At 70.7% G+C, this 20,275-nt stretch carries 24 protein-coding genes and 1 pseudogene; 8 read left to right on the top strand and 17 right to left on the bottom strand.

What is annotated here, in order from left to right; translation table 11 throughout:
- Position 1 precedes the first annotated feature (1 nt).
- The 5 genes from GT354_RS34750 (at position 2) to GT354_RS34730 (ending at position 3,209) form a co-directional block, all read left to right on the top strand.
- Positions 2-514, top strand: a complete 513-nt coding sequence (locus GT354_RS34750; protein ID WP_161360358.1) for a hypothetical protein — start codon at positions 2-4, stop codon at positions 512-514.
- A gap of 20 nt (positions 515-534) precedes the next feature.
- Entirely contained in the window at positions 535-1,095 is a 561-nt protein-coding gene (locus GT354_RS34745; protein WP_161360357.1) for a hypothetical protein, read from the top strand.
- A 42-nt stretch (positions 1,096-1,137) separates the two neighbouring features.
- Entirely contained in the window at positions 1,138-2,163 is a 1,026-nt protein-coding gene (locus GT354_RS34740; RefSeq protein ID WP_161360356.1) for a hypothetical protein, read from the top strand.
- A 209-nt stretch (positions 2,164-2,372) separates the two neighbouring features.
- Positions 2,373-2,780: a DUF317 domain-containing protein gene (locus GT354_RS34735; RefSeq protein WP_161360355.1), complete on the top strand. Its 408-nt coding sequence runs from the start codon at positions 2,373-2,375 to the stop codon at positions 2,778-2,780.
- A gap of 42 nt (positions 2,781-2,822) precedes the next feature.
- Positions 2,823-3,209, top strand: a complete 387-nt coding sequence (locus GT354_RS34730; protein ID WP_346012319.1) for a DUF317 domain-containing protein — start codon at positions 2,823-2,825, stop codon at positions 3,207-3,209.
- A 1,041-nt stretch (positions 3,210-4,250) separates the two neighbouring features.
- Here the strand turns inward: GT354_RS34730 and GT354_RS34725 are convergent.
- The 10 genes from GT354_RS34725 to GT354_RS34680 all read right to left on the bottom strand — a co-directional run bounded on the left by GT354_RS34725 (position 4,251) and on the right by GT354_RS34680 (position 12,159).
- Positions 4,251-4,790: a hypothetical protein gene (locus GT354_RS34725; RefSeq protein ID WP_161360354.1), complete on the bottom strand. Its 540-nt coding sequence runs from the start codon at positions 4,788-4,790 to the stop codon at positions 4,251-4,253.
- A gap of 349 nt (positions 4,791-5,139) precedes the next feature.
- Positions 5,140-5,448 (bottom strand): hypothetical protein, encoded by a 309-nt coding sequence (locus GT354_RS34720; protein ID WP_161360353.1) that lies wholly within the window; start codon positions 5,446-5,448, stop codon positions 5,140-5,142.
- A gap of 185 nt (positions 5,449-5,633) precedes the next feature.
- Positions 5,634-7,382 (bottom strand): mobilization protein, encoded by a 1,749-nt coding sequence (locus GT354_RS34715; RefSeq protein ID WP_161360352.1) that lies wholly within the window; start codon positions 7,380-7,382, stop codon positions 5,634-5,636.
- A complete protein-coding gene (mobC, locus tag GT354_RS54895) occupies positions 7,379-7,771 on the bottom strand; it encodes a plasmid mobilization relaxosome protein MobC (protein ID WP_346012318.1) in 393 nt (130 codons plus the stop codon). The genes GT354_RS34715 and mobC overlap by 4 nt, the downstream gene beginning before the upstream one ends.
- Before the next feature lie 260 nt (positions 7,772-8,031).
- The gene (locus GT354_RS34705) at positions 8,032-8,256 is read right to left on the bottom strand and encodes a hypothetical protein (RefSeq protein WP_161360351.1); all 225 of its coding nucleotides are present in this window, start codon (positions 8,254-8,256) and stop codon (positions 8,032-8,034) included.
- Positions 8,257-8,384: 128 nt separating this feature from the next.
- Positions 8,385-9,368, bottom strand: coding sequence for a DUF2637 domain-containing protein (locus GT354_RS34700; RefSeq protein WP_161360350.1), 984 nt, complete (start codon positions 9,366-9,368; stop codon positions 8,385-8,387).
- Positions 9,365-9,889, bottom strand: coding sequence for a WhiB family transcriptional regulator (locus tag GT354_RS34695; RefSeq protein ID WP_161360349.1), 525 nt, complete (start codon positions 9,887-9,889; stop codon positions 9,365-9,367). The genes GT354_RS34700 and GT354_RS34695 overlap by 4 nt, the downstream gene beginning before the upstream one ends.
- Positions 9,890-9,985: 96 nt before the next feature.
- On the bottom strand, positions 9,986-10,708 hold the full coding sequence (locus tag GT354_RS34690) for an ATP-binding protein (RefSeq protein ID WP_346012317.1): 723 nt from the start codon (positions 10,706-10,708) through the stop codon (positions 9,986-9,988).
- A complete protein-coding gene (locus tag GT354_RS34685) occupies positions 10,705-11,796 on the bottom strand; it encodes a hypothetical protein (protein WP_161360348.1) in 1,092 nt (363 codons plus the stop codon). Before GT354_RS34685 ends, GT354_RS34690 begins: the two co-directional genes overlap by 4 nt.
- Positions 11,797-12,159 carry a hypothetical protein gene (locus GT354_RS34680; protein ID WP_161360347.1) on the bottom strand — a complete coding sequence of 121 codons (363 nt, stop codon included), beginning with the start codon at positions 12,157-12,159 and terminating at the stop codon, positions 11,797-11,799.
- A 461-nt stretch (positions 12,160-12,620) separates the two neighbouring features.
- On the opposite strand from GT354_RS34680, the gene GT354_RS34675 reads away from it, so the two are divergent.
- The 3 genes from GT354_RS34675 (at position 12,621) to GT354_RS34665 (ending at position 15,051) form a co-directional block, all read left to right on the top strand.
- On the top strand, positions 12,621-13,082 hold the full coding sequence (locus tag GT354_RS34675) for a helix-turn-helix domain-containing protein (RefSeq protein ID WP_202512632.1): 462 nt from the start codon (positions 12,621-12,623) through the stop codon (positions 13,080-13,082).
- Between the two features lie 545 nt (positions 13,083-13,627).
- Positions 13,628-13,822 (top strand): hypothetical protein, encoded by a 195-nt coding sequence (locus GT354_RS34670; RefSeq protein WP_161360346.1) that lies wholly within the window; start codon positions 13,628-13,630, stop codon positions 13,820-13,822.
- Positions 13,819-15,051 (top strand): MAB_1171c family putative transporter, encoded by a 1,233-nt coding sequence (locus GT354_RS34665; protein WP_161360345.1) that lies wholly within the window; start codon positions 13,819-13,821, stop codon positions 15,049-15,051. The genes GT354_RS34670 and GT354_RS34665 overlap by 4 nt, the downstream gene beginning before the upstream one ends.
- A gap of 19 nt (positions 15,052-15,070) precedes the next feature.
- Here the strand turns inward: GT354_RS34665 and GT354_RS34660 are convergent, their stop codons facing one another.
- The 7 genes and pseudogenes from GT354_RS34660 to GT354_RS34630 form a co-directional block, all read right to left on the bottom strand.
- The gene (locus GT354_RS34660) at positions 15,071-15,676 is read right to left on the bottom strand and encodes a phosphatase PAP2 family protein (protein ID WP_161360344.1); all 606 of its coding nucleotides are present in this window, start codon (positions 15,674-15,676) and stop codon (positions 15,071-15,073) included.
- Complete coding sequence (locus tag GT354_RS34655; protein ID WP_161360343.1) at positions 15,673-16,860, bottom strand: MAB_1171c family putative transporter; 1,188 nt, start codon at positions 16,858-16,860, stop codon at positions 15,673-15,675. Before GT354_RS34655 ends, GT354_RS34660 begins: the two co-directional genes overlap by 4 nt.
- Positions 16,857-17,381 (bottom strand): ImmA/IrrE family metallo-endopeptidase, encoded by a 525-nt coding sequence (locus GT354_RS34650; protein ID WP_161360342.1) that lies wholly within the window; start codon positions 17,379-17,381, stop codon positions 16,857-16,859. Before GT354_RS34650 ends, GT354_RS34655 begins: the two co-directional genes overlap by 4 nt.
- Positions 17,382-17,451: 70 nt before the next feature.
- Positions 17,452-17,898: a Secondary metabolite protein gene (locus GT354_RS34645; RefSeq protein ID WP_161360341.1), complete on the bottom strand. Its 447-nt coding sequence runs from the start codon at positions 17,896-17,898 to the stop codon at positions 17,452-17,454.
- Between the two features lie 195 nt (positions 17,899-18,093).
- A complete protein-coding gene (locus GT354_RS34640) occupies positions 18,094-18,948 on the bottom strand; it encodes an SAM-dependent methyltransferase (protein ID WP_161360340.1) in 855 nt (284 codons plus the stop codon).
- 86 nt (positions 18,949-19,034) lie between these two features.
- A complete protein-coding gene (locus tag GT354_RS34635) occupies positions 19,035-19,892 on the bottom strand; it encodes an SAM-dependent methyltransferase (protein WP_161360339.1) in 858 nt (285 codons plus the stop codon).
- Positions 19,889-20,275 (bottom strand): annotated as a pseudogene (locus GT354_RS34630) (hypothetical protein); the annotation flags it as partial. The pseudogene GT354_RS34630 and the gene GT354_RS34635, both read right to left, overlap by 4 nt.

Raw genomic sequence — 20,275 nt, 5'->3', positions numbered from 1 at the left:
GATGACCGACACGACCGCCCCCACCAACCCGGCCGGCGAGACCGTGTGGCTCACCGATCTCCTGCCCGACACCGGACACGCCGTCCACGCGATCCTCGAATGCGTCGCGGAGGAGATGTCCTTCGACGAATCCTTCTCCGAGGCTCTCAAGGGATGGACCCAAGCCCTCCGAGGTGCCTTCAAGATGAAGCCCGACCTGGTGCCTCTCCTGGAAAACGAGGCCGTGCGCCGCGTCACCGCCGCAGCCGGTCACACCCCCTCCGGCCTGCTCGACCCACCCGACCACGCCATGATCGCCGCCATCGACGCCCAACCCGCCCCCGTACGCCAAGCCCTGATCGACCGAGCCCTGCACCACCTGCGGCTCACCCCCGCGCCCACCGGGGCCCTCGCCCGCAGCGCCGCACTCACCACCTCCGTTCCCGCCCCCGTGTCCGGGACCGCCCCCACCACCGTCGCGACCACCACGCCGACCGCGACCGCGGCACGCCGGACCGCCCACCGCGCGCCCTGACCACCCTGGAGACCCCGCCCGTGGCACCCACCCCTTCCGCCGACCGCGGCGGCATCCACGCGACACCCCGGCCCGGCACCCACCGAGCGACCACCACGCTGGGCGCGCCACCACGGAAGATGATGAACACCCTTCCGCCGGACGGCCCACACCTGGTGATCGTCAAGCTCGTCCAACGAGCCGCGACCCATCTCGACGAACTCGACGACGAGTTCCGCTCCCACGCCCAGTGGCTGGCCACCGACCTCACCCACGCCGCAGACCGCTCCCACCGCCTGTTCAACCCCTCCGGCGTCGTGCAGATGGCCGGGCAGAAGATCGACCTCCTCGCCACCCGCATCAAGGACGCCGACACCCACCTCCAGGCACTCCTGGACGCCTACACCGACCTCGGCCCCGCACCCGCCCCCACAACGACCCAACCCACCCGGGCCCACGCCGCCGACGCGGAGGCCGCGCCCACCCGCGCCGCGGCGACCCGCCGAAGCCCCACGTCCCGAAGCCGACCCACCCCACCCGAGACCGAAACCACGACCAGCGCCCCGGCTTCGCACGCCGGCGCATCGCGGGGCCGCCGCTGACCGAACCCCGCGACCCCACCCCATGACGAACCGTGGAGCACCGTGTTCATCCTCAGGCCGTACAACACCGACTACCGGGACCTGGAATACGTGCGGCGAGACGGACGTCGCGAGGGTTCCCTGCACGCGTGCCTCAACCACTACTTCGGGAACATGGACGCCGTGGTCCTCGCAGGTAGCGAACGAACGGTCTTCGACCGTCGGCACGCACAGCCGGGCGACCGCGTGCGCATCCGGGACTTCTCCAACCACGGCTTCAACGGCGTCCTGGCGTCGACCTACACGACGGACGGCCGATTCGGCGGACATCTCGCGCTGGACCGCCTCGCCGTCATCCCCACCGACATCGACCAGATCCGCGCCCACGCCGCACGCAGGGATCCCTCACTCACCGACGGCGCCGGAACGCCGCTGATCGACGTCGCCATCCTGCGGCGCGAGACGGGCCCCGCGGTGGCGATCACCCCGGGCGTCGCCTTGGGCGAGGGCTTCGTTCCGGCTGGATACAGCTACGTCGAGCCCGTTCCCAGCAACCATTCGGCGGCCCACCTGGTCGCCTACGCCCGCGAGGTCGCCGAACGCTACCTGCCGCACAGCCCCGTGCCTTTCCGATTCCGGACCCCCTGGCGGCCGGGAGCCCGCGAGAGCGCCCGAGCGGCCCCCGCCGAACGCACGACCGCCCCTATCCGTGCCGGCAACCTCACTTCCGCCCAGGTTCGTGCCCTGGACGCCATCGCCGACGGCGGCATCGTCCTGCGCGACCACCGGACCAGCATCAAGAACAACCCCGGCCGTCCACGCGTGTCGGCCCCCACCTACATGATCCTGCGCGACCACGGGCTCGTCGCCGCCGACACCACCGCGAACGAGGGCCGGGAACTACGCCTGACCCCCCTCGGCGAACAAGTCCACGCCCGCCTCGCCCGCGACGCGGGACCGCCCACACGGGCCGCCGCCGCGATCAGCCGCACCACCGCACCGACCCAGACCTCCCCGCCCTCACACGGCCCAGCGACACCCCACACGAGCCCCACCGTCGGCAACTCCACGCCGCGACACCGACGGTGACATCGCGTCACATCTGAGTGCCCATCACCACGCTGCCCTGCCCGGGAATTCGCTCCGGGTGGGGCAGTCCCGATACCGGGTGAGCCCTGTCAATCGGCCAGTTCGCCCACGGCAGACACACATGACTGGATACACCCCGCCGACCGATGCCAACGTACGGACGTCGGCAAAACCGCCGACGAAACCGCAGGTCAGCGAAGGGGTTCCGTATGCTCGACAACCCGTCCCACCACACCCGTGACGCCCTTGCCGATGCCGCCTCGACCGGCCCGCACCCCCGCACCCCGCCTCTCGCGGCCTCGACCGACGACGGTCGGGCGTGGCTCACCGACCCCGGCGCGCCCCACCACGTCCTGGCCACCTTGCGTGACGCCGGTTGGGGCGTCGCCGAGGACCGCTCGGCCAACGTCTACACGTCCTCGCCTGACGCCTGCGCGTTCGTGCGGTTCACCCCCGAACACCCCGGCGGTGCGCGCGGACCACTGTGGGAGGTCGCCGTCGACGACCACCGAGGCGACGACTGGACCCAGACCTTCGACGACTCCACTCCGAGCGAGCTGGTCCACGCGTTCGTCACCGCCCTGCTCACCACGCGGCGGCGCACCGAGTCCGTCTGACCGACCGGCAGCCGACCACACCCGACGTCGAAGGGCTCACCCGTGCACCTGACCCTCCTTCCCGCCCCCACCCGCCATGTCCCGACGACCGCCCCGCACCCGGATCTCGTCCACATGGAGGGCGACCGATGGATCAAGGGAGCGGGCACCCCCTACCCCGTGCTCGACCTCCTGGTCGCGGACGGCTGGTCGATCGTCCTCGACCACCGCGCCGACGTACACGCCGGTTCCCCCGACGGCCGTGCCTACGTCGGCTACCTCCCGGAATCTCCTCACACCCGCCTCGGCGACCTGTGGCACATCACCGTCGAGGGCACCGCCGACAGGCCCGGCTGGGAACAGGTCTTCGGCGCCGCAGTGCCCGCCGAGGTCGTCGCCGGCTTCGTCGCCGCCCTCCTGACCGCACGCGACCGGCCCGACGAGTTCTGACACCCCTCACATCACGGCGGGTCCGGCATCCGAACTCCCGGCGATACCCCGTCATCCCCCGAAAGGACCGGCGCTGCTCACACCCGACGAATACGACCTGATCCGCACCCGCGCCCTCGGCGGCAGCGCGGGACCGTGGTCGGTCCGCACCGAAACCCGCGACCGCCACGCCATCCTTCGCCTCCTCGACCGGCACGGGCGCATCGTCGCGACCACCGTCGCCTGCCTGCACGATGATTCCGACGCGTTGGACAGGGCCGAGAACGATCTCCTGTTCATTGCCTACGCCCACCAATGGACCACGAGTCTGCTTGAGCTTCCCCCGTTGTGTGGGAGGTGTTGATCAGCTGGCCGATCGGCTGCACGCCACGGATCGCAGCACGACACCGCACCGCGCCATCGCTTCACCGGTGTCCCCAGCCTGACTGCGCGCAAGGCCCGAGCCGCACACGCGAACGGCGTGTGCGGCTCTCGCCGTTCGGGTCGCCCGGGATGTCACCAGGGCGAAGAACCCCTTGATCGCGATCCGAACGACGGCGGCAGCCGACGCTCCATGGACATGAGGCCATCGTCCTCCACACGCTGTCGGGCTTCCTCGGCCACATGGGGCTGCTCATCTCACAGCAGTACCAAGAACCCGAGTGGCTCGGCGTCATGACACTCTCCGGGATCCCTGCGGTCGAGGTCCCCTCGGACGACTCCGCTGATCCCGCCATACCGCGTCGACGTGTTGACGAGTCCCGACCTTTGGCGCCCACCGCATTGCCGGGACACGACGCCGGCGTCGCCTGGCACACGGCCGGATCCGGCAAAGACGAGATGGTGGTCGTGCTCAGCGGCCTGCTTCCGCTCGGGGTGGCTCGCCGCAGGCCCGAGGTTCTCCCTGATCTCGACGGGTTCCTCGTCGAGATCGAGCGCAAGTCATACGCCGGCACGGTCATCCGCGAGGTACACGCGCGGCTTGCCCCGGCCGTGCGCCAGCACGACACGATCCTCGACAGCAGGTGCCTGGTCTGCGGGGACCCAGGCCCGACGCGCTTGTCAGCACGCGACGCCGGCCCGGCGCCATGCCGCCAGGACGTCGTCGCACGCCGCACGCGCTTCCGGGCCGACTTCCGCGTTCAGCACGAGGTGGATTACCAGCTTGCGGACGGCGGGCAGATCGAGACTGAGCACCGCGAGGACTCTCTCCAGAGCGTCGATCAGACTGCGCAGATCAATGCTGTGGATGGGGTCGGGGTAGTCCGACAGCAGGCTGACCAAGCACGCGCCGCCGTCGTCGCCGTCGGCGGTGGCTTGAACCAGTGCCGCGTGGCAGGCCCACACCGCGTTCAGGGCGTAGACGGGCAGGGCAAGGGCCCGCACGTGCTCGGCGTGGTAGTCCGTGGTGGCGCAGTCGCCGACCAACTCGGCGGCGATCTTCCAGGTCAGGGCCGGCTGCAGATAGCGGGTGTCGTCGAGGGTGCACGAGGCAGCCGACCCCACGGTCTCCAGGACCTCGCCGACCAATCGGGCGTCGGTGTTCCAGGCGAAGCTGGAGGGAAGAAGGACAGGGCGATCGCCGGCATGCGGGCTGCTCATACGGAAGGTCTGCCCGGACAGCCTGTGGGCGACGCCCCCCTTTTGGGCTACGTGGCAGCCGCCGCCGTGTCCAATGTCGGGAAGCCGGGCGGGAAACAACGGATGAGGGTCGCCACCGGTTCGGGTGGCGACCCTCATCCGTTCCATCCAACGTCGATCGTTCGTGTCGATCGTTGCGCTCGTCGGCGTGGGCGATGTTGTCGTGGAGACCGGGGCACACTCCGTCGGAACCTATGGAACGGCGACACCGCGGCCATCGGGGGAACGGTGATCGCTGCGCTCGGGGCAGACACGTCCACCAACGAGGTGGAACCGACCCGTGATGCGCTGACGCGCCACCGGTCAACGGCTAGAAGTACGTTCCGCGCAAGGTGCCGTCAAAGCCCATGGACGCGACGGCCTCGTCGAAGGAGGGCCAGTACCGGTCCGGGGGGCCTGCGCCCAGTTCGTCGAACTCGTCTACGGTCAGCTCGGGTTCGTGCCATTGGTGGGCGCAGCGGCAGCGGATCCACACGGTGCCGCGGTGGAGGATGACCAGCCAGTCGCGGCGCGCGGAGCAGGAGGCGCAGCGGATCGGGATTCCTCGTGCGCGCAGTTCGTCGGGGTGTTCGGTGCACCGTGCGAGTTCGTCGTGGTCGTAGGTGCAGGGGTCGGGCATGGGGTGGAGGTTGGGCGGCGCGTCCGGGTCGGGGGGCCGCCAGGCGAAGGGGTCCGTGTCGGGTTCGGGCTCGTGATCGGGTCGCTGCAAGGGTGAGCCTCTCCGTCGGGGAAGGAACACCATGGACGTGAAGCGGGCCGAAGTCCATGGTGTTCCGAATCACATCCGGGAGATTCCGTTGCAGGTCAACGTCGGTGTTCGCGTTGCGGGGTCTCGGGCCGCACGAGAGCTGCCGCAGGTGCCGGTGCAGGCTTCGATGGGCCCGACGTGCGCTTGGTGGCGCGTCGGGGAGCGGGCGCGGGTAGGTGGGCGATGTGGCGCAGTCGCCAGATGAGGACGTCGGCGGTGTTGTCGGCGCTGTCGAGTTCGCGCATGGCCGTTGCTTCGGTGAGGAGCGTCTTCGGGTCGTGTCCGGCACGTTCGGCCTGGTCCAGGGTGGCGGCCAGTGCGTCCCATCGCGCGTCGTCGCCGGGGCCGGTGGTTGCGTCGGGCAGGGCGGTGGCGATGGTGGCCCGGTGGCGGTCACGTTCCACAGCGGGCAGGGCGCGGCCCGCGTTGTGCAGGGCCCGCATGGGTGGTGCGGCGGCGTTGCGGTAGGCGGCGCGCAGGTGTTGGGCGGTGGCGTGTGCGGCGGCGGCTTGTTGTGCGTGGCCGTGGGCTGTGTGCCAGCGTGCGGCGGCGACGGTGATCAGGACGAGGGTGCACAGGACGGTGGCGGTGGCGGCGCCGTCCTCGCCTCGGCCGAGTGCTCCTCCGGCGTAGACGATTTCGCGGGCGATCGAGCGCAGGGCGCGTTGGTCGGCTCGTCCGGCGCGGATGTGGGAGCGGCTGGCGCGTTCGAATTCTCGGGCTGCGGCTCGTAGTTCGGCGCGGACGTCGGCGGAGGCGGTCTGGGAGAGTGCGTCGAGGACTTCCCCGACCCCGATCAGGCGGGCGGCCGTTCCGGGGTCGTCGTCCTCGTCGAAGTCGGCCGCGGCCCGGTCGAGGGCGTCGGTGGCCCGGCGCCGGGCCTGCGCCGGGCGCGAGCGTGTGGGCCCCGTACGTCCGCCGCCGTGGGGGCGTTCGTGCGTTCCGGTGGTGATCCATTGGTCTTCGGGGTCGTGGTCGAGGCGGCGTCGGATGGCGGGCAGGGAGAGGTCGGGGGCGAGTTTGGATCCCGAGTACCAGATCGGTTGTCCGTCGGCGTTGTGGTCTCCGGGTAGGGCGACGGTGTAGCCGATGATGTCGCCGGAGGGGGCGCGGCGTTGGTTCACGCGGACGCCTTCGCCGCGTAGGCGGGTGAAGAATTCGGTCTCGTCGGCGGCGCCGGCGAGGGAGCGGCGGACGGCTTCGCGGAGCAGTTCGCGCGGGGTGGATTCGAGGCCGCGTCGTTTGGCCTTGTGTCGTTCGGGGCTGGTGGGGCGCTTGGCGGCGGTGCCGTCGCCTGCGGCGAGTTCGCGCAGGCCCAGGTCCTTTTCGATGCGGCGGGCCTCGGCTTGGGCTCGCTTGCCCTCGAAGTCGCTGTCCGGTCGGCGGCCGTCCTCGCGGACGAGGTTGGCGATGATGTGGATGTGGTCGTCGGCGTGGCGCACGGCGACCCATCGGCATCCGGCGTCGTCGCCGTCGGGATCGATGCCGGTGGCGGCGACGATGCGGCGGGCGATGTCGCCCCATTCCTGGTCGGTCAGGACGCGGTCGGTGGCTGCGGCCCGCACGGAGCAGTGCCACACGTGTTTGTTCGGTCGCTCCTCGGTGGGAAGTGCGAGGAGCGGTCGGTCGAGGACGCGTTCGAGGGGTTTGAGGGAGTCGCTGGGGTCGCGGCCGGGGTCGGGGGCCATGCCGTCGAAGGAGGCGACGATGTGTGGGTCGACGTGTTCCTCGGCTTTGCCGGGGCCGTAGAGGTAGGCGAGCAGGCCGATGGTGCGTGGTCCACGTTTGTGGATGCGGGGGATCACGCGGCGTCGCGGTGGTCGAGGAGTCGGTCGGTCACCGCGTCCAGGCGGGCGACCGCGTTGACCACGGCGGTCAGGACGGCGTCGGTGTGGGGGGCTGGTCCGCCCGAGTTGAGGACCTTGGCGACCTGGTTGAGGTTGGTGCCGATGTGGGCGAGGTGGCGGCGGGCGGCGAAGAGTTCGGCGACCAGCTCGCGCTCGCCGGCCACTACGGCGGCGGTGGCGTTCAGGTCACGGGCGGCGGCCAGGGCCGCGTGGGCGAGGAAGCCGGCGGGCGTCATACCGCAAGCTGCTGCGGCGGCGCAGATCAGCGCGAGTTCTTCGTCGTCGAGGCGGGTGCTCTTTTGGTGGGCGCGCTTGTGCTGGGGGGCTTTGTGCGGGCGATCACGCACACGCGGCTCGGGCTGCGGGGCGTGTTCGCAGTCGGCGTCGTGGCAGAGGTGTTGCTTCTCCCCTGTCTGCGGTCCGCCCTCGGTCGCAGCCTCCCCCTCCGGCGCCCCCCGGCGCCGGAGGGACCCCGCCACCCCTGGGGCGGGGCTGCCCAAAGCAATGCTCCCGACGGGTGCATTGCTTTGGGGACAACTTGCTCCGGCAACGTCGGGAAGCTTTTGACCTGCGGAAACGCCTATCGGGGGTTCTTCGCGGGAGGTGTTCACGCCGCGTCCCGGAGTGCGGTTCGACGGGTGGCGAGCTGCATTCGCGCCACGAAATCGGCTGCCTTGTCGGGGGTGTGCAGGACTTCGGGGCGGGCGTCGCTGGTGCGGCGCACGATCCAGGTGCCGTTCGGGCCCTGGGCGGCGTCGTGGATCACGTCGAATGCGATCAACGCGAGGAGCCAGGCGTCGATCTCGGCGGGGGTGGTCGGGCTGTCGGACACGGGGAGCCTCCGTTGCGGCTGGAGTCGGGTTCGGTCCAGCCGGCGGGTGTTCCGGCCTCGCGAGGCGGTCGGAACACCCGCCGGCGGTTTCGCGGTCGGGTGGGACGGGTGGGGTGTCCGGCCGGCGGCTATCGCAGCTTGCGCATGAGGACGGTCAGCCGGTCGTTGGACAGCGGTATCCCCTGTCCTCGGATGGCGCCGGCGACCACCGCCCGGGTCACCTGTCCGCTGTCCGCGACGGCTGTCCTGGCCAGCGCCAGGAGGTCTTCTTCGGTCACCGGATCCCTCCGGTCACCCTGCTCCGCCGGCGTCTCCGGTCGGTCACCTGACGGAGTCGGCCGGTGACCGGGCAGGGTGGCCGGTCGGGTGTCCGCCGGGTGTCCTTGCTGGTCGTGGCCTTGGTCGGTGTCCGGGTCGGAGGGGACGGCGTGAAGTTTGCGGGTCGCTGTCCGAGGGTCGGTGCGCGGTGACCGGTCCCCGTCCGCCGATGTCGATGTCCCCGGGGCCGACGCTTGTCCGCCGAGGTGACCACCTTCGGGGGCGGTCGTCCGAGCGGGCGGCGGGGTGTCCCACTCGCCCTCGGGCTGGTGATCTGGCGTTGTCGCGCCGGTCGGCGTGAGCGGTTGTCCGCGGGTCTCGGACAGGGTCGCGGTGGCCGGTTGTCCGGTGTCCGGGCCGGTGGCGCGGGCGATGAGGATGTACAGGTGGACGGCGCCGGCCAGGGCCAGCGGCGCGAGCGTGGACAGGACGCCGACGGTCGCATCCCCCAGCCGTAGTCCGCCGGTCGCCGGGTCACTCCACTCGTTGAGGCGGACCGCGTGCAGGGCGTTGGCCCAGATGCTCGCGGCGGTGGCGCTGCCGAACAGTGACCAGGCGTAGATCCGGGCGGCCAGGGGTGCGGTGCGCAGGACCAGGAGCGCGCGGATGCCGTAGGCGATGAACCCGTCGATGAGCAGCGGGAAGAGGAGGGTGAGGGGTCCGCGTACGTGGACGGCCTGGGCCATCTGTCGCAGGGCGTCGTAGGACAGGGCGAAGCCGGCGGCGCCGAGCAGGGCGATGGCCGCGCGGTCCCATCCGGTTGCCCGGTGGGGTGTCGCGGGGGCGGTGTTCACGCGGCCTCGGTGCGGGGGACGACGATCGGCGGGCGGGTCTTGCGGCGGGGCTTGCTGCGGGTCTCGCGGAGCAGGCGCAGCACTCGTTCGGGTTCGCAGTCCAGGAGCAGGGCGATGCGTGCCACGGGGATCCGGGCGATGGTGGCCTGCAGGGCGACGGCGCGTTGTTCGGGCATCGTCAGGTGGATGCGGCGCCCGGTGAGGGCTGCGGCGACGCGGGCTGGGTCCAGGCGGCGGTACCTGTTGCGCCGAAGCGGCTTGCGTTCCTTTTCGGTGACGCCGCCGCGTATGCCCCAGCGGTCGCCCTCTTCGAGGGAGGCGTCCAGGCAGGTCGAGCGGACCGGGCACCAGTGGCAGATGGCCTTGGCGCGGTTGATCCGGTCGGTGAACTCTGTGCCTTCGCCTTCGGGGAACCACAGGTCGGGGTCGGTGTGGCGGCGGCAGGACCCGGTGTCCTTCCAACTCTGGTCACCCAGGGTGCGAAAGAGCGGTTCGGGCGTGGGCGGGGTGGTGGCGCTCATGGCGATGCTCCATTCCCCCGCCGAGCCCGGGTGTGGCAGGCCGGGGCTCGGCGGGGTTCGTGCGGGTCGTGGAAAGGCGAGGCGGGTGCCGGGTGTTCAGGCGGCGTCGCGGGCGTGCGCGCGGTCGAGTTCGCGTTGCGCGCGGATGGCGCGGCGCAGGTCCTCGCCGGTGAGGTGCACTTCGGTGGCCATCTCGATCAGGCGGGACGCGATGCGATCGCCGAGGTAGTCGCCGAGGTGGTCGAAGCGCAGGTTCGTCGTGATCAGCGTCGGGAGCATGTGCTCGTACCGGCGATTGATCAGCCGGTAGATCAGCTCCTCCGTCCATTCGGACGGCTTGGCCGCGCCCAGGTCGTCGAGGATGAGCAGCGGACTGTTGGCGACGGCCAGGAATTCGCGCTCGTTGTCGGCGTCCTTGCGCGGGCGCAGGTGGGCATGCAGGTCGGGCTGGTTGTACGCGGTCCAGCGGGTCGCGCAGCCCGAGGCGATGAGGCGGCGCAGGGCGCCGAAGGCGTTGTGGGTCTTGCCGGTTCCGGTGGTCCCGCCGATGAGCAGGGTCGGTCCGGTGGTGATCCTGCGCATGCCGGTGATGCCCCGGTCGGCGGCGCGCAGGACCTCGTCGACCCAGGACAGGACGTCGGGGTGCCACGGCTGGGCGTCGCGGAAGAGCGGCGGGATGCGCTCGCCGGCCAGACGCAGGGCCTCGCCTCGGGGGTCGTCGGGTTCGAGGCGGACCTCGATGGTGGGGTCGATGCCGCGCGCGGCGAGGATCTCGGCCATGCGGCGTTCGAAGCGGCCGATCCGCTGGGGCTCGGTCACAGCGACCCCCACGAACCCGCGCCGGCGCCGACCAGGCCCGTGTCGGCGGGGGCCGGGTTGGTCCAGGGCCTGTAGCCGGTCACGCCCGGTCGGCCTGCCATGGGGGCGGGCGGGTTGAGGGCCTCGTTGACCAGGCTCGGCAGGGTGCTGGGGTGCAGCGCCTTGGCACGCAGCCCCTCCAGGCCGGCGCGGACGGCGTCGGGGGCGATGCCCTCGTCCAGCAGTCGGGCGACCAGCTTGGCGGTGTGACCCAGGACGTCCTTGGGCGGGCGCGTTCGGCAGGCGCCGACGTGTTCGGCGATCAGCTCGCGCGCCGTCGGGGCGTCCGTCGTGGTCGCGTCCGTGGTCACCGGCGGGTTGTGGCCGAGGTGTTCGGCAGCGGTCGGTGCGGGCGCGCTGCGCCCCCCGGAGGGAGAGGTCCTAGGTCCTACGGTCCTAGGTCCAGGCGTTGAGCCTTCAGAGAACGTTCCGGGAGGGTTCGCGGACTGTTCCGAGAAAGGCGTTTGACCTGCGGGTTCGACACCCTCGGCCGTCGAGGCGTCGGATACGGGCACGTCGACAGCGGCGGGGTGCGCGGTGGCGGCGGGGACGGCCCCGGCGGTCGTCGCGACGACCGCCGGCGGCGTCCTCGCCGCGTCCGGAGCCTTTCGGGAAGGCTTCGGGAGGGCTTCGGGAGGCGTCGGGGCAGACCCGGAGTCACCGGTGCACGGACCCTTGCACTTGGAGCACGGCTGGGTCGGCTGGTGCACGGGGCACGAAGGCCAGTGGGGCGCGCCCGGCTTGTCGATCCGCTGGTGTTCCTTCCAGTTGACCGTGTGCAAGTAGGTCTTGCCGTCGCAGCCCACGTATCGGCAGATGACCCCGACGGCGGCGAGTTGGCGCAGGTCGTCGGCGACGTCTTCCTCGGAGTGCTCGTCGACGCGCATGCACCAGATCTTGGCGCGGATGTACTTGGGGTGGTCGCGGATGCGGCCGAAGTCGTCGGAGAACGGCCACAGTCCGCCGAAGGTGCGCTCGGCCGACAGGGTCACCATCGCCAGCGTCTCGGAGTCGTAGAACTCGGGCTTGGTGCAGCGGATCCTCGGCACTCAGCATCCCCTCGCCGTCGCGGCGGTCAGACGCGCGGTCGCGGGGTGGAAGTCGTGGGGCAGGTCCCAGGCGATCCCGGGGAAGGCGCGCTGCAGACGCCAGGCGACGATGGCCCCGAGGTGAACCGGCAGGTCCAGGAGGACGCCGCGCTCGTCGAGCAGGCGCGCGGTCAGGGTCCCGGTCGGGCCGAGGGCGGTGCGGACGAAGGCCAGGTCGCCGGCCAGGTCGCCGATCAACCAGGCGAGATCGTGGTCGACCGCACGGTCGCACACGCAGTGATGGGAGCAGGGGTTTGGCGGCGTGACGTGGACGTGCCCGGCGGCGCCGGGCGCGGGCAGGTCTGTACGCACGATGTCGGTCATGCGAGAATCCCCGAATCGTAGGTGAAGTGACCGGCGCTTCCCTGGACAGGTGGGCCGGTCGCTTCGGTTATGGAATATCCGAGCCTCTTCGTGGGGTTCGAGCCCGGCGTCCGGGGGTTACCGCCCCCGGGCGCCGTTGCGCTCTCACCACCCCGTAGCGGCGGTGCTGGTGAGCTAGGTCATGGGATCGCGCGCTCCTCGGGTGGGCCGCAGGGCGGCTTCGGACGGACACCATGGCACCCGTCCGGAACCAAGTCCACCCTCGTTCGCAACACCGGGTCACCGGGTCACGACAATGTGAAGCCACGTCGGGTGACTCCCCGTCGCTTCGCCGTGGGCTGTCCGTAGTAGATCATGAAAACCAGCCACCGCGAAGAGGTGATCTACACAACCTCGACTTGCCTCCGGATTGGTAGGTCGTGCACAGTGGGGGCCATGGGACACGACAGGGAGGTGACGCCATGACCGGCGAGGTGGACGAAGCGGTGCCCGAACCGGGCATGCTCGCCCGGCGCCTGGAGCACCTGTTCGCGACCGTGCATCCGCGCGACCGCGGCCCGTACTCCACGCCCGAGGCAGTGGAGTTGATCAACGAGATGGCCGGCGAGACGGTGATGGGCGCCACGTACATGTGGCAACTGCGCACCGGACGCAGGGACGACCCCACACACAGCCGCCTCAACGCCGTGGCCAAGTTCTTCGGCGTATCCGTCACGTACTTCTACGACGACGCGGTGGCCGAGCGCACCGACGCCCAGCTCGCGATGCTCACGGCCGTGCGCGACGCCGGGGTGCGTTCGATCGCCCTGCGCGCGAACGGTCTCTCGCCGGAAAGTCAGGCCGCCGTCACCGCAATGCTCGACCGCGTGCGACTACTGGAGGGCCTGCCCCAGCCCGCCGAGGACCCGGGACCCGTCGAGTAGTTCTCGTGCATTGCCAGGCCGCGACACGGCGAGCGCCGACCCGGACTCGAAGGACGCTTCCGCATCCCGCGTGGGACGACCGAGACCGGACGCGCCGTTGCCGACCGACCACGGACCACGAACCGACCCACAGGGAACGGCTCCGTCGTCATGCACTCGAATCGGGGCTCGGACGTCGGCACGGGTGACCACGCCCCCTCCGCATGAAGCCGAGACGCGCGACCCGAGTGCCGCTGATCACATATGTCGGATCTGATTCTTAATCAGCCGAAATCGTGTCCTAGCATTCGCGTGGGAGTCGCGCGGGTCGTCGGCTTCGCTGCGAGCGGGGGTTCGCGCTCCCGATCGTCGGAGCCTTGAGGACCCACACGTGGACGACTTGCGACGACTGCTCGCTGCCTGCGAGCGGCGGCTGGAGGGGATCGCGATACCTCGGCCCTTCGACCTGGACGTCTTCCGCCGCACCGTGGAGGAGCTGCGTGGGCGCGACATAGGGATCGCGGCGGCCACGGATCCCGATCTGAGCGGACGCGTTCACGCCGGACGTGGAGACCTCCGGGTTGCGCGGGCGTCACGGCTTCGCTCCCGCCCAGGAGCGCGAGGCGGAGATGCTCGCCTCGATGATCTACGCGCGTGCCACGTCCCCGCGTCTGCCCCCGCCTCCGACGGGCGATCCGTTCCTGGACCGCTTCGCGACGATGCTCGGGCACCACTACCGCGGCGGCAAGGGCCGCTGGTGACCGTTCTCGACGTCCTCCCGATCGTGGTGATCTGGGCGGCGGCGCTGTGGCATGCGCCCAAGCTCGCGGGCCCGCTGTGGCAGCGCTGGATGCCCGTCGGCCTGCTGGCCCTGGCCCTGTGTCTGACCATCCGCCTCGACCCGGTGTCCGACTGGATCAGCGAACGCACCGGCATGCCGAACCTCGCGGTCCTGCTCAAACACTCCCTCGCGGTCGTGGTGACCGGGGCCTGGCTCGAATGGGCCCTGCTCCTGCGCGCCACCGATGAGCCCGCGCATCGTCTCCTGCGTGTCACGAGCGTCCTGCGATGGACGACCCTGGCCGGCCTTCTCGTCACCTACCTGCGGGTCCCGGACTCGGCGAACGCGGAGTTCTTCGCCGGCCAGGGCCACGATCCGGCCGCCGCCCGGCACGAGCTGGTCTTCACGCTCTACCTGGCCGTCACCGGACTGCTCGCGGCCCGGGTGTTCTGGCACAAGAGCCGACTCGCCCGCGACCCCGCCGTCGTGTGGGGAACACGCCTGCTCGCGACGGCCTTCGTCCTGACCCCCGGCTACGGACTCGGGCGCCTGGTCGCGCTCACCGCCTACGCCACCGGACACACCGCCCCCGGCGCCTTCAACACCACCCGACTGAGCTGGCCCTTCGGCGCCGTGTCCGTCCTGCTCATCGTCGCGGGAGTCTCCATCCCGGGCTTCGTCACTCTCAGTCGGACCTGGATCGCCCGTCGGCGGCTGCGCAGGCTGCGCACCCTGTGGACCCTCGTCGTCCCCGCGATCCCCGACACCGTCCTGCCGACGCCCCCCGACGCACGCACCGACCCGCTGGGCCTGGGCACCACGCATCTGCGCCTGGTCCGCCGGGTCGTCGAGATCCGCGACGGCATGCTGGCCCTGCGCCGCTACGCCGACCCGGACCTGTGCGAACGCCTGCGGGCGGACCTGGAAGGACGCGGGCTCACGGATCCGGACCTCGAACTGGCGACCGTCGCGGCGTGGACGATCCTGACGGCCGACGCCTTGCACAACGGCCGGACTCCCCAGCGCGTGGTGGCGCCGCCACCGCGCCCGCCGAAGGCGAACCTCGACGCGGAGGCGCAACGACTCGTCGACATCGCCTCCGCCCTCCGCCGGCCCCGGACCGGCGCATGCGTCGAGGCGATCCGCGAAGCCACCGCCGACACCGTGGGGCGTCCTCCCGCCCGGGAGGACGCCCCACCGGCGGCGTGAGCGACTTGCCAACCTGGGATCAGCCGAGGATCCAGCAACCGGCGGCGAGAACGAACCCGACGGCGGCACCGACCACCGTCTGCGCAAACGTGTGCGCCCGCAGAACCACCCGCGACCACGCGACAAGCGGGACGAGCACGGCCGCGAACGCCCACCACGGGCCCAGGGCGTACGCGGTCTGCGTGACGGCCCCGGTCATCACCGTGGTGTGGACACTGATTTTCCACACGGTGGTGACGGCCGTGAGCGCCAACAGCGTCACCACCATCACCACGACGAGCAGGACCATGTCGTGCGGCGCCCCGAGCACCAGCATCGACGCCAGGCCGATAGCCACCAAGGCAACGACCACGGGCATCACGCGCATCCGTTGCGCCCGCTTGCTCAGGTGCCGATCCGCCCATCGGCCGCGCCGTATGCCGACCTTGACGAGTGCCAGGGGCAGCACGGCCGCGAACAGGATCGCCCACACCGCCCAGCCGACGCCCGACCATCCACTCGTGATCGCCCCAACCAACAGCAACAGCCCCATGACGATGTACTGCGGCGCCAGGGCTTCGGTTACCGCCCGCGCGAATCGCTCCCTCGGTCGGGTGGACGTCGAGGACCGGTGCAGCGTGCTCATGTCGCGTTCTCCGGGATCGCGTCGTGGACCCGACCCATCGTGGGCGAGGCGAACGCCCGGGCCACGCGCACCAGCCAGGCGGTCTCCGCCTCCGACTCCGCCGCCGGATGCGGCGTGTACGAGGGATCCCCCGATCCCGACAGGCCCTGTTCGGTCAGCCGCAGGACCTCCTTGAGCCAATACGCCTCGGCCACTACGGCGCGCTCGACCTCGGGCACCCCTGCTCGCTCCACCGCGAGCACCGCGTCCCGGTGCAGGCCCGGCGGTGCGGTATCGCGCAGAGTCAGGGCCGCGTCGCGGATCTCGATCCCCCGGCGATGCAGCCGATACGTCAACTCCACCGGGCTGTGCTCGCGGGGTTCGTTCTCGCCGCGCATGACCACGTGCGGCACCGCGTCGGTCAACACGGCCCACAGCGCGTACAGCCGACGCATCGCCACCCACTGCTTCCATCGGCGCAGGGCGAGGGCGAATACGGAGTACGACGTCCCGGCGAGGATCAACGTGATGGCGCCCAGTTTGACCACCTTGGACGCCGTCTCGAAGGCGCCGTCACCCCCGGGCCAGGTGCCGCCGGACGCCGTGACCAGCAGGTATGTCGCCCGCAGGGCGCAGTAGCCCACGCCCAGCAGGTTCCCCAGGGCCAACGTCGCCAACGATCGTCGCAGACCGCCGGCCGGGGCCACTCGGGATGCGCGCCCCACCAGCAGGGTGCCCACTCCGGTCGCCAACGTCGCGCTCGCGACGAACACGAGCTGATACGCGGTGGCGACCGCGTCACCGGCGTGGTCGGTGATGAAGTAGTCCCCGCCGTGGTCCCGTTCGGGGATGAGGAAGAACAGGATGACCAACGCGCAGATCATCACGCCGGCCGTGATGTACCGGGGCGAGGTGAAGGCCGGCGGTTCCTCCGTGGGAGAGACCAGGGCGGTGATCCAGTTGACGAGCAGGAGCATCGCCACGACCCCGGTGGCGTGCTTGAGCAGGGTGCCCACCTGTGCCACGCCGGTGACGTTCTCGATCGCCTCGGCGACCCGGGGCATGCGGATCGTGAGCGAGACGGCCAGGGCGACGAACGCCCCCCACAGCGGCTGGGTCTGGAACGAGGTGCGGACCGTGGGACGCCGCCACACGACGATGGTCCAGGCCAGCAGCACGACAACCAGTTCAAGTACGTGGATCATGAGCGCCTGCGGGAGCGTCGCGCCGGTTGGGTCAGATCCGCGTGCAGCCGCGACAGGACTCGGCCCGACAGCTCCGGCCCGGGCGGGGGAGCCGGGATCGTGAGCAAAGTCGCGAGCGTCTCGGCCTCCAGCTCCTGGAAGTCGTTGTACGAGGTGCGCCCGATGATGCGCCGGATCGTGGACGGATCCAAGTCGGGTGAGAGCTGCCCCGCCATGAGGGCGTCCATCCCGGCGCTGTGGTCGCACAGGATGTGCGCCAGCTCGTGCGCGACGATCTGCCGTTGGTGCGCCGGACTGGTCGAAGCGTCGTACCAGACCCAGTCCGCCGTCTCGGTGGCCGCCCACATCCCACACGGCATCCCCGCCGGCATGCCTTCCGGTAGCGGGAGCAACCGCAGCTCCCGCCCCCGGGACCGCGAGATGTTCTCGCACAGCAACTGCGCGTCGAACGGGTCAGGGATGACGATGTCCAGGCGTTCCAGCCGCTTGCGGGAGGCTTCCCGCAGGCGTTTGAGGTCCATGCGCGCAATCCTCCGTTGTACCCACGACGACGGAGGCCGCCCGTCGCCGCTGTTGCTGCGGGTGCAGATCTCAATCACGTTCGACGGCTCCCGGGACGCGAACGGCCCGGGAGCCGGTCTTGAGTCCTTCGAGGCGCCGCGCCTGCTCGATCACGGCGCTCACCATCCGCAGGCTGTCCGCCGACAGGCCGTCGGCGCGAAAGACCAACCTGTGGACGTCGTTCTCCCGCATCCGCGACCACGCGTCCCGCTCCGCGGCGATGCGCTCGGCCGCCGCATCGTCGAAGAAGTAGACGGGTTCGACGTTGAAGAACCGCGCGAGCGCGTCGATGGTCTTCAACGTCGGGTTCGTCTGCACCCCCGTCCGAAGCTGCTGCACCAGGCTCGCGGAGACCGTCGCCCCCTCGGGGCCCGCCTGCTCCTTGATCCCTCGCGCGACCTCGCCGTTGCTGTACGCGCCTCCGTCGGGTCTGCGCACGCTGGCGAACAGTCGGTCAAGCTTCGCGGCCAGCGTCATAGTCGGCACATCAGGCTTCTCGCCCACTCCGTCGCACCTCCCTCGTCGGAGGCACAGACTGCACGAATCGCCATCATCGCGTCCATCAAATTGGTGAATGACGAGAATCACATGCCAACGGACTGTGAGCCGTGCATGCGGAGGCGGAAACGAAGGCCGCCGAGGGCTCATCATCCGACCGGAACGCGGCATACGTTAGGGACCCGGGATACCGACCCGGGCAATCCCGCCGTACGTGAACAGTCCGGACGCGCGTCGGCGAGGGCCGGGGTGGACGTCGGGGTACCACGAGGACACCTCGATGAGTCCGGGTTGGACGAGGGGCAATCCCGCGAGGAGCCGATGGATGTCGTGTCGTTCGCGGATGCGACCCCAGTTGCCGCGGGTGGCGGCGAGCATGGTTTCGGTGATCACGTTGCGCATCGTCTTGTCGTCGCTGACGAGGTGGCTCACGGCGAGGTAGCTGCCCGGGGCCTGCCAGCGCGTGATGCGGCCGATCAACTCGGCGGGGTCGGCGCTGTCGGGAACGCATTGCAGGACGTTGGCGAGCAGTACGGCGGTGGGCCGGGCCGGGTCGATGAGTCGGGTGATGTCGGGGTGGTCCAGGAGGGAGTGGTCGGTGATGTCGGCATCAACGACGGCGATGTCGTCGTTCTGATCCAGGACCATATTGCCCGCGCCGATGGCGCTCGGGTCCCGATCTACGTAGACGACTCGTGCGTGAGGATGGGCACTCTGGGCGATCTGGTGGACGTTGCGCGCGGCTGGCAGACCGCATCCGAGGTCGACGAACTGGCGCACGCCGAACTCTTCGGCGAGCTTGCGAACGGCGCGTTCGGTGAACGCTCGGGCGGCGCGTACCACGGTCCACGCGCGAGGGGCGATGCGCAGCAGGGCCAGGCACGCGTCCTTGTCGCAGTCATAGTGGTCCCGGCCGTCGAGCAGACGGTTGTGGATGCGCGCGTCTGTGGCGGTGTCCGCGTCGATGGCACGGTGGGCGACGCGGGACGAGGCCGGGTCGGTCGACGGGGCCGGGGTGTCATGGGTCATGCGGTGTCTCCAGGGTCGGCCTGCGCGCGGTGTCGGCGATGGGCGGCTTCGCGTTGCCCGTTCGCCGCCGACGCCGGGGGCTTTGCTCAGTGGGCGCAGGGATGGTGGAGGTGTGCGACGCCTCCGTACATCGCCCATTCCCGGGTCGTCTGAAGTACTCCGCGGTCGGGGTCGGGGCGCCAGTGGGACACGTCGACGAGTCCGGGATCGAGAGGCTCGAATGTGGCGAGGAGGTGGTCGAGTTCGGCGCGGGTGCGTATGCGTCCCCATTGGCCGGCGGTGCTGGTGTTCATGTGGTCGGTGACGGCGGTGCGGTGGTGAACGTCGTCGGCGACGAGGTGACTGACGACGAGGAGGCTTCCGGGGACGAGTCGTTCGCGCAGACGTTGCAGGAGTCGGGTGACGGCGGTGTCGTCGGGCAGGCCGTGCAGTGCGGCGGTGAGCAGGACACCAGTGGGTGCGCCGGGGACGATCAGGGGGTGGTCGAGGATCGAGTCGATGTCGACCAAGTCGGCGTGGAGTGCTCGGGTGTGGTCGTCGTCGTGGAGGCTGCGGGTGTGGGCATAGGCGAGGGGATCTCGATCCACAAGCAGCAGGCGAACGCTGGGGTCGATGGCGCGGGCGATCGCGTTCACGTCGGCGGTCGGGTTCGGCAACCCGCTTCCGAGGTCGAGGAGTTGGGTAATGCCGTGCCCGGCGACCAGGACGCGGGCGGCGCGGGCGCCGAAGTCGCTGTTGTGGCGGGCGATCACTGCGGCGCTGGGAGCAAGTTCGAGGAGCCGCTCCCCGGCTCGGCGATCCGCGGCGTAGTTGGCGAATCCGCCCAACAGCCAGTCCCACAGGCGGGCATCGCTCGCCGTGCCCGCGTCGATCCCGTATCGCAACGGCAGGCGCCGCAAGCCGTCGGAGCCGAAGGGCGTCGGTCGGTCGTGGGCCGGTGTCACGGGTTCACGCTCTTGGGTGTCGCCAACGCCCGGTGGGCAACCCGGATCCAGACCGGGAGGTGGTCAGAGGCACGCTTCGCCTGGCGTGTGGTGACGACACCGCAGTCGAGGATGCGGTCGGCAAGTCCCGGCGACACGAGGATGTGGTCGCTGCGGTGCTCATCGGGCTCTCGGGGGTCGAAATGGCCCACGGTCGGAATGGGACCGACCTCCAGGTACGCGAAGGGGTCCACGAATCCGGCTGCGGCGAGGCTGCGGATCGCGCGTCGGTCGGCGGGGCCGAACGTGCCGTCGGGCAGCACGAGGCGATGGCGCGAGTGCAAGCGCGGCGGGAACAGGTCCCAGTCGGGCTCGGGGTCGTCGGCCCCGATCGTGTTGAGGTC

The organism is Streptomyces sp. SID3343, from assembly GCF_009865215.1.
Classification (GTDB): domain Bacteria; phylum Actinomycetota; class Actinomycetes; order Streptomycetales; family Streptomycetaceae; genus Embleya.
Note: the sequence above shows the minus strand (reverse complement) of the source record. Positions and strands in the feature narration are given on the sequence as shown.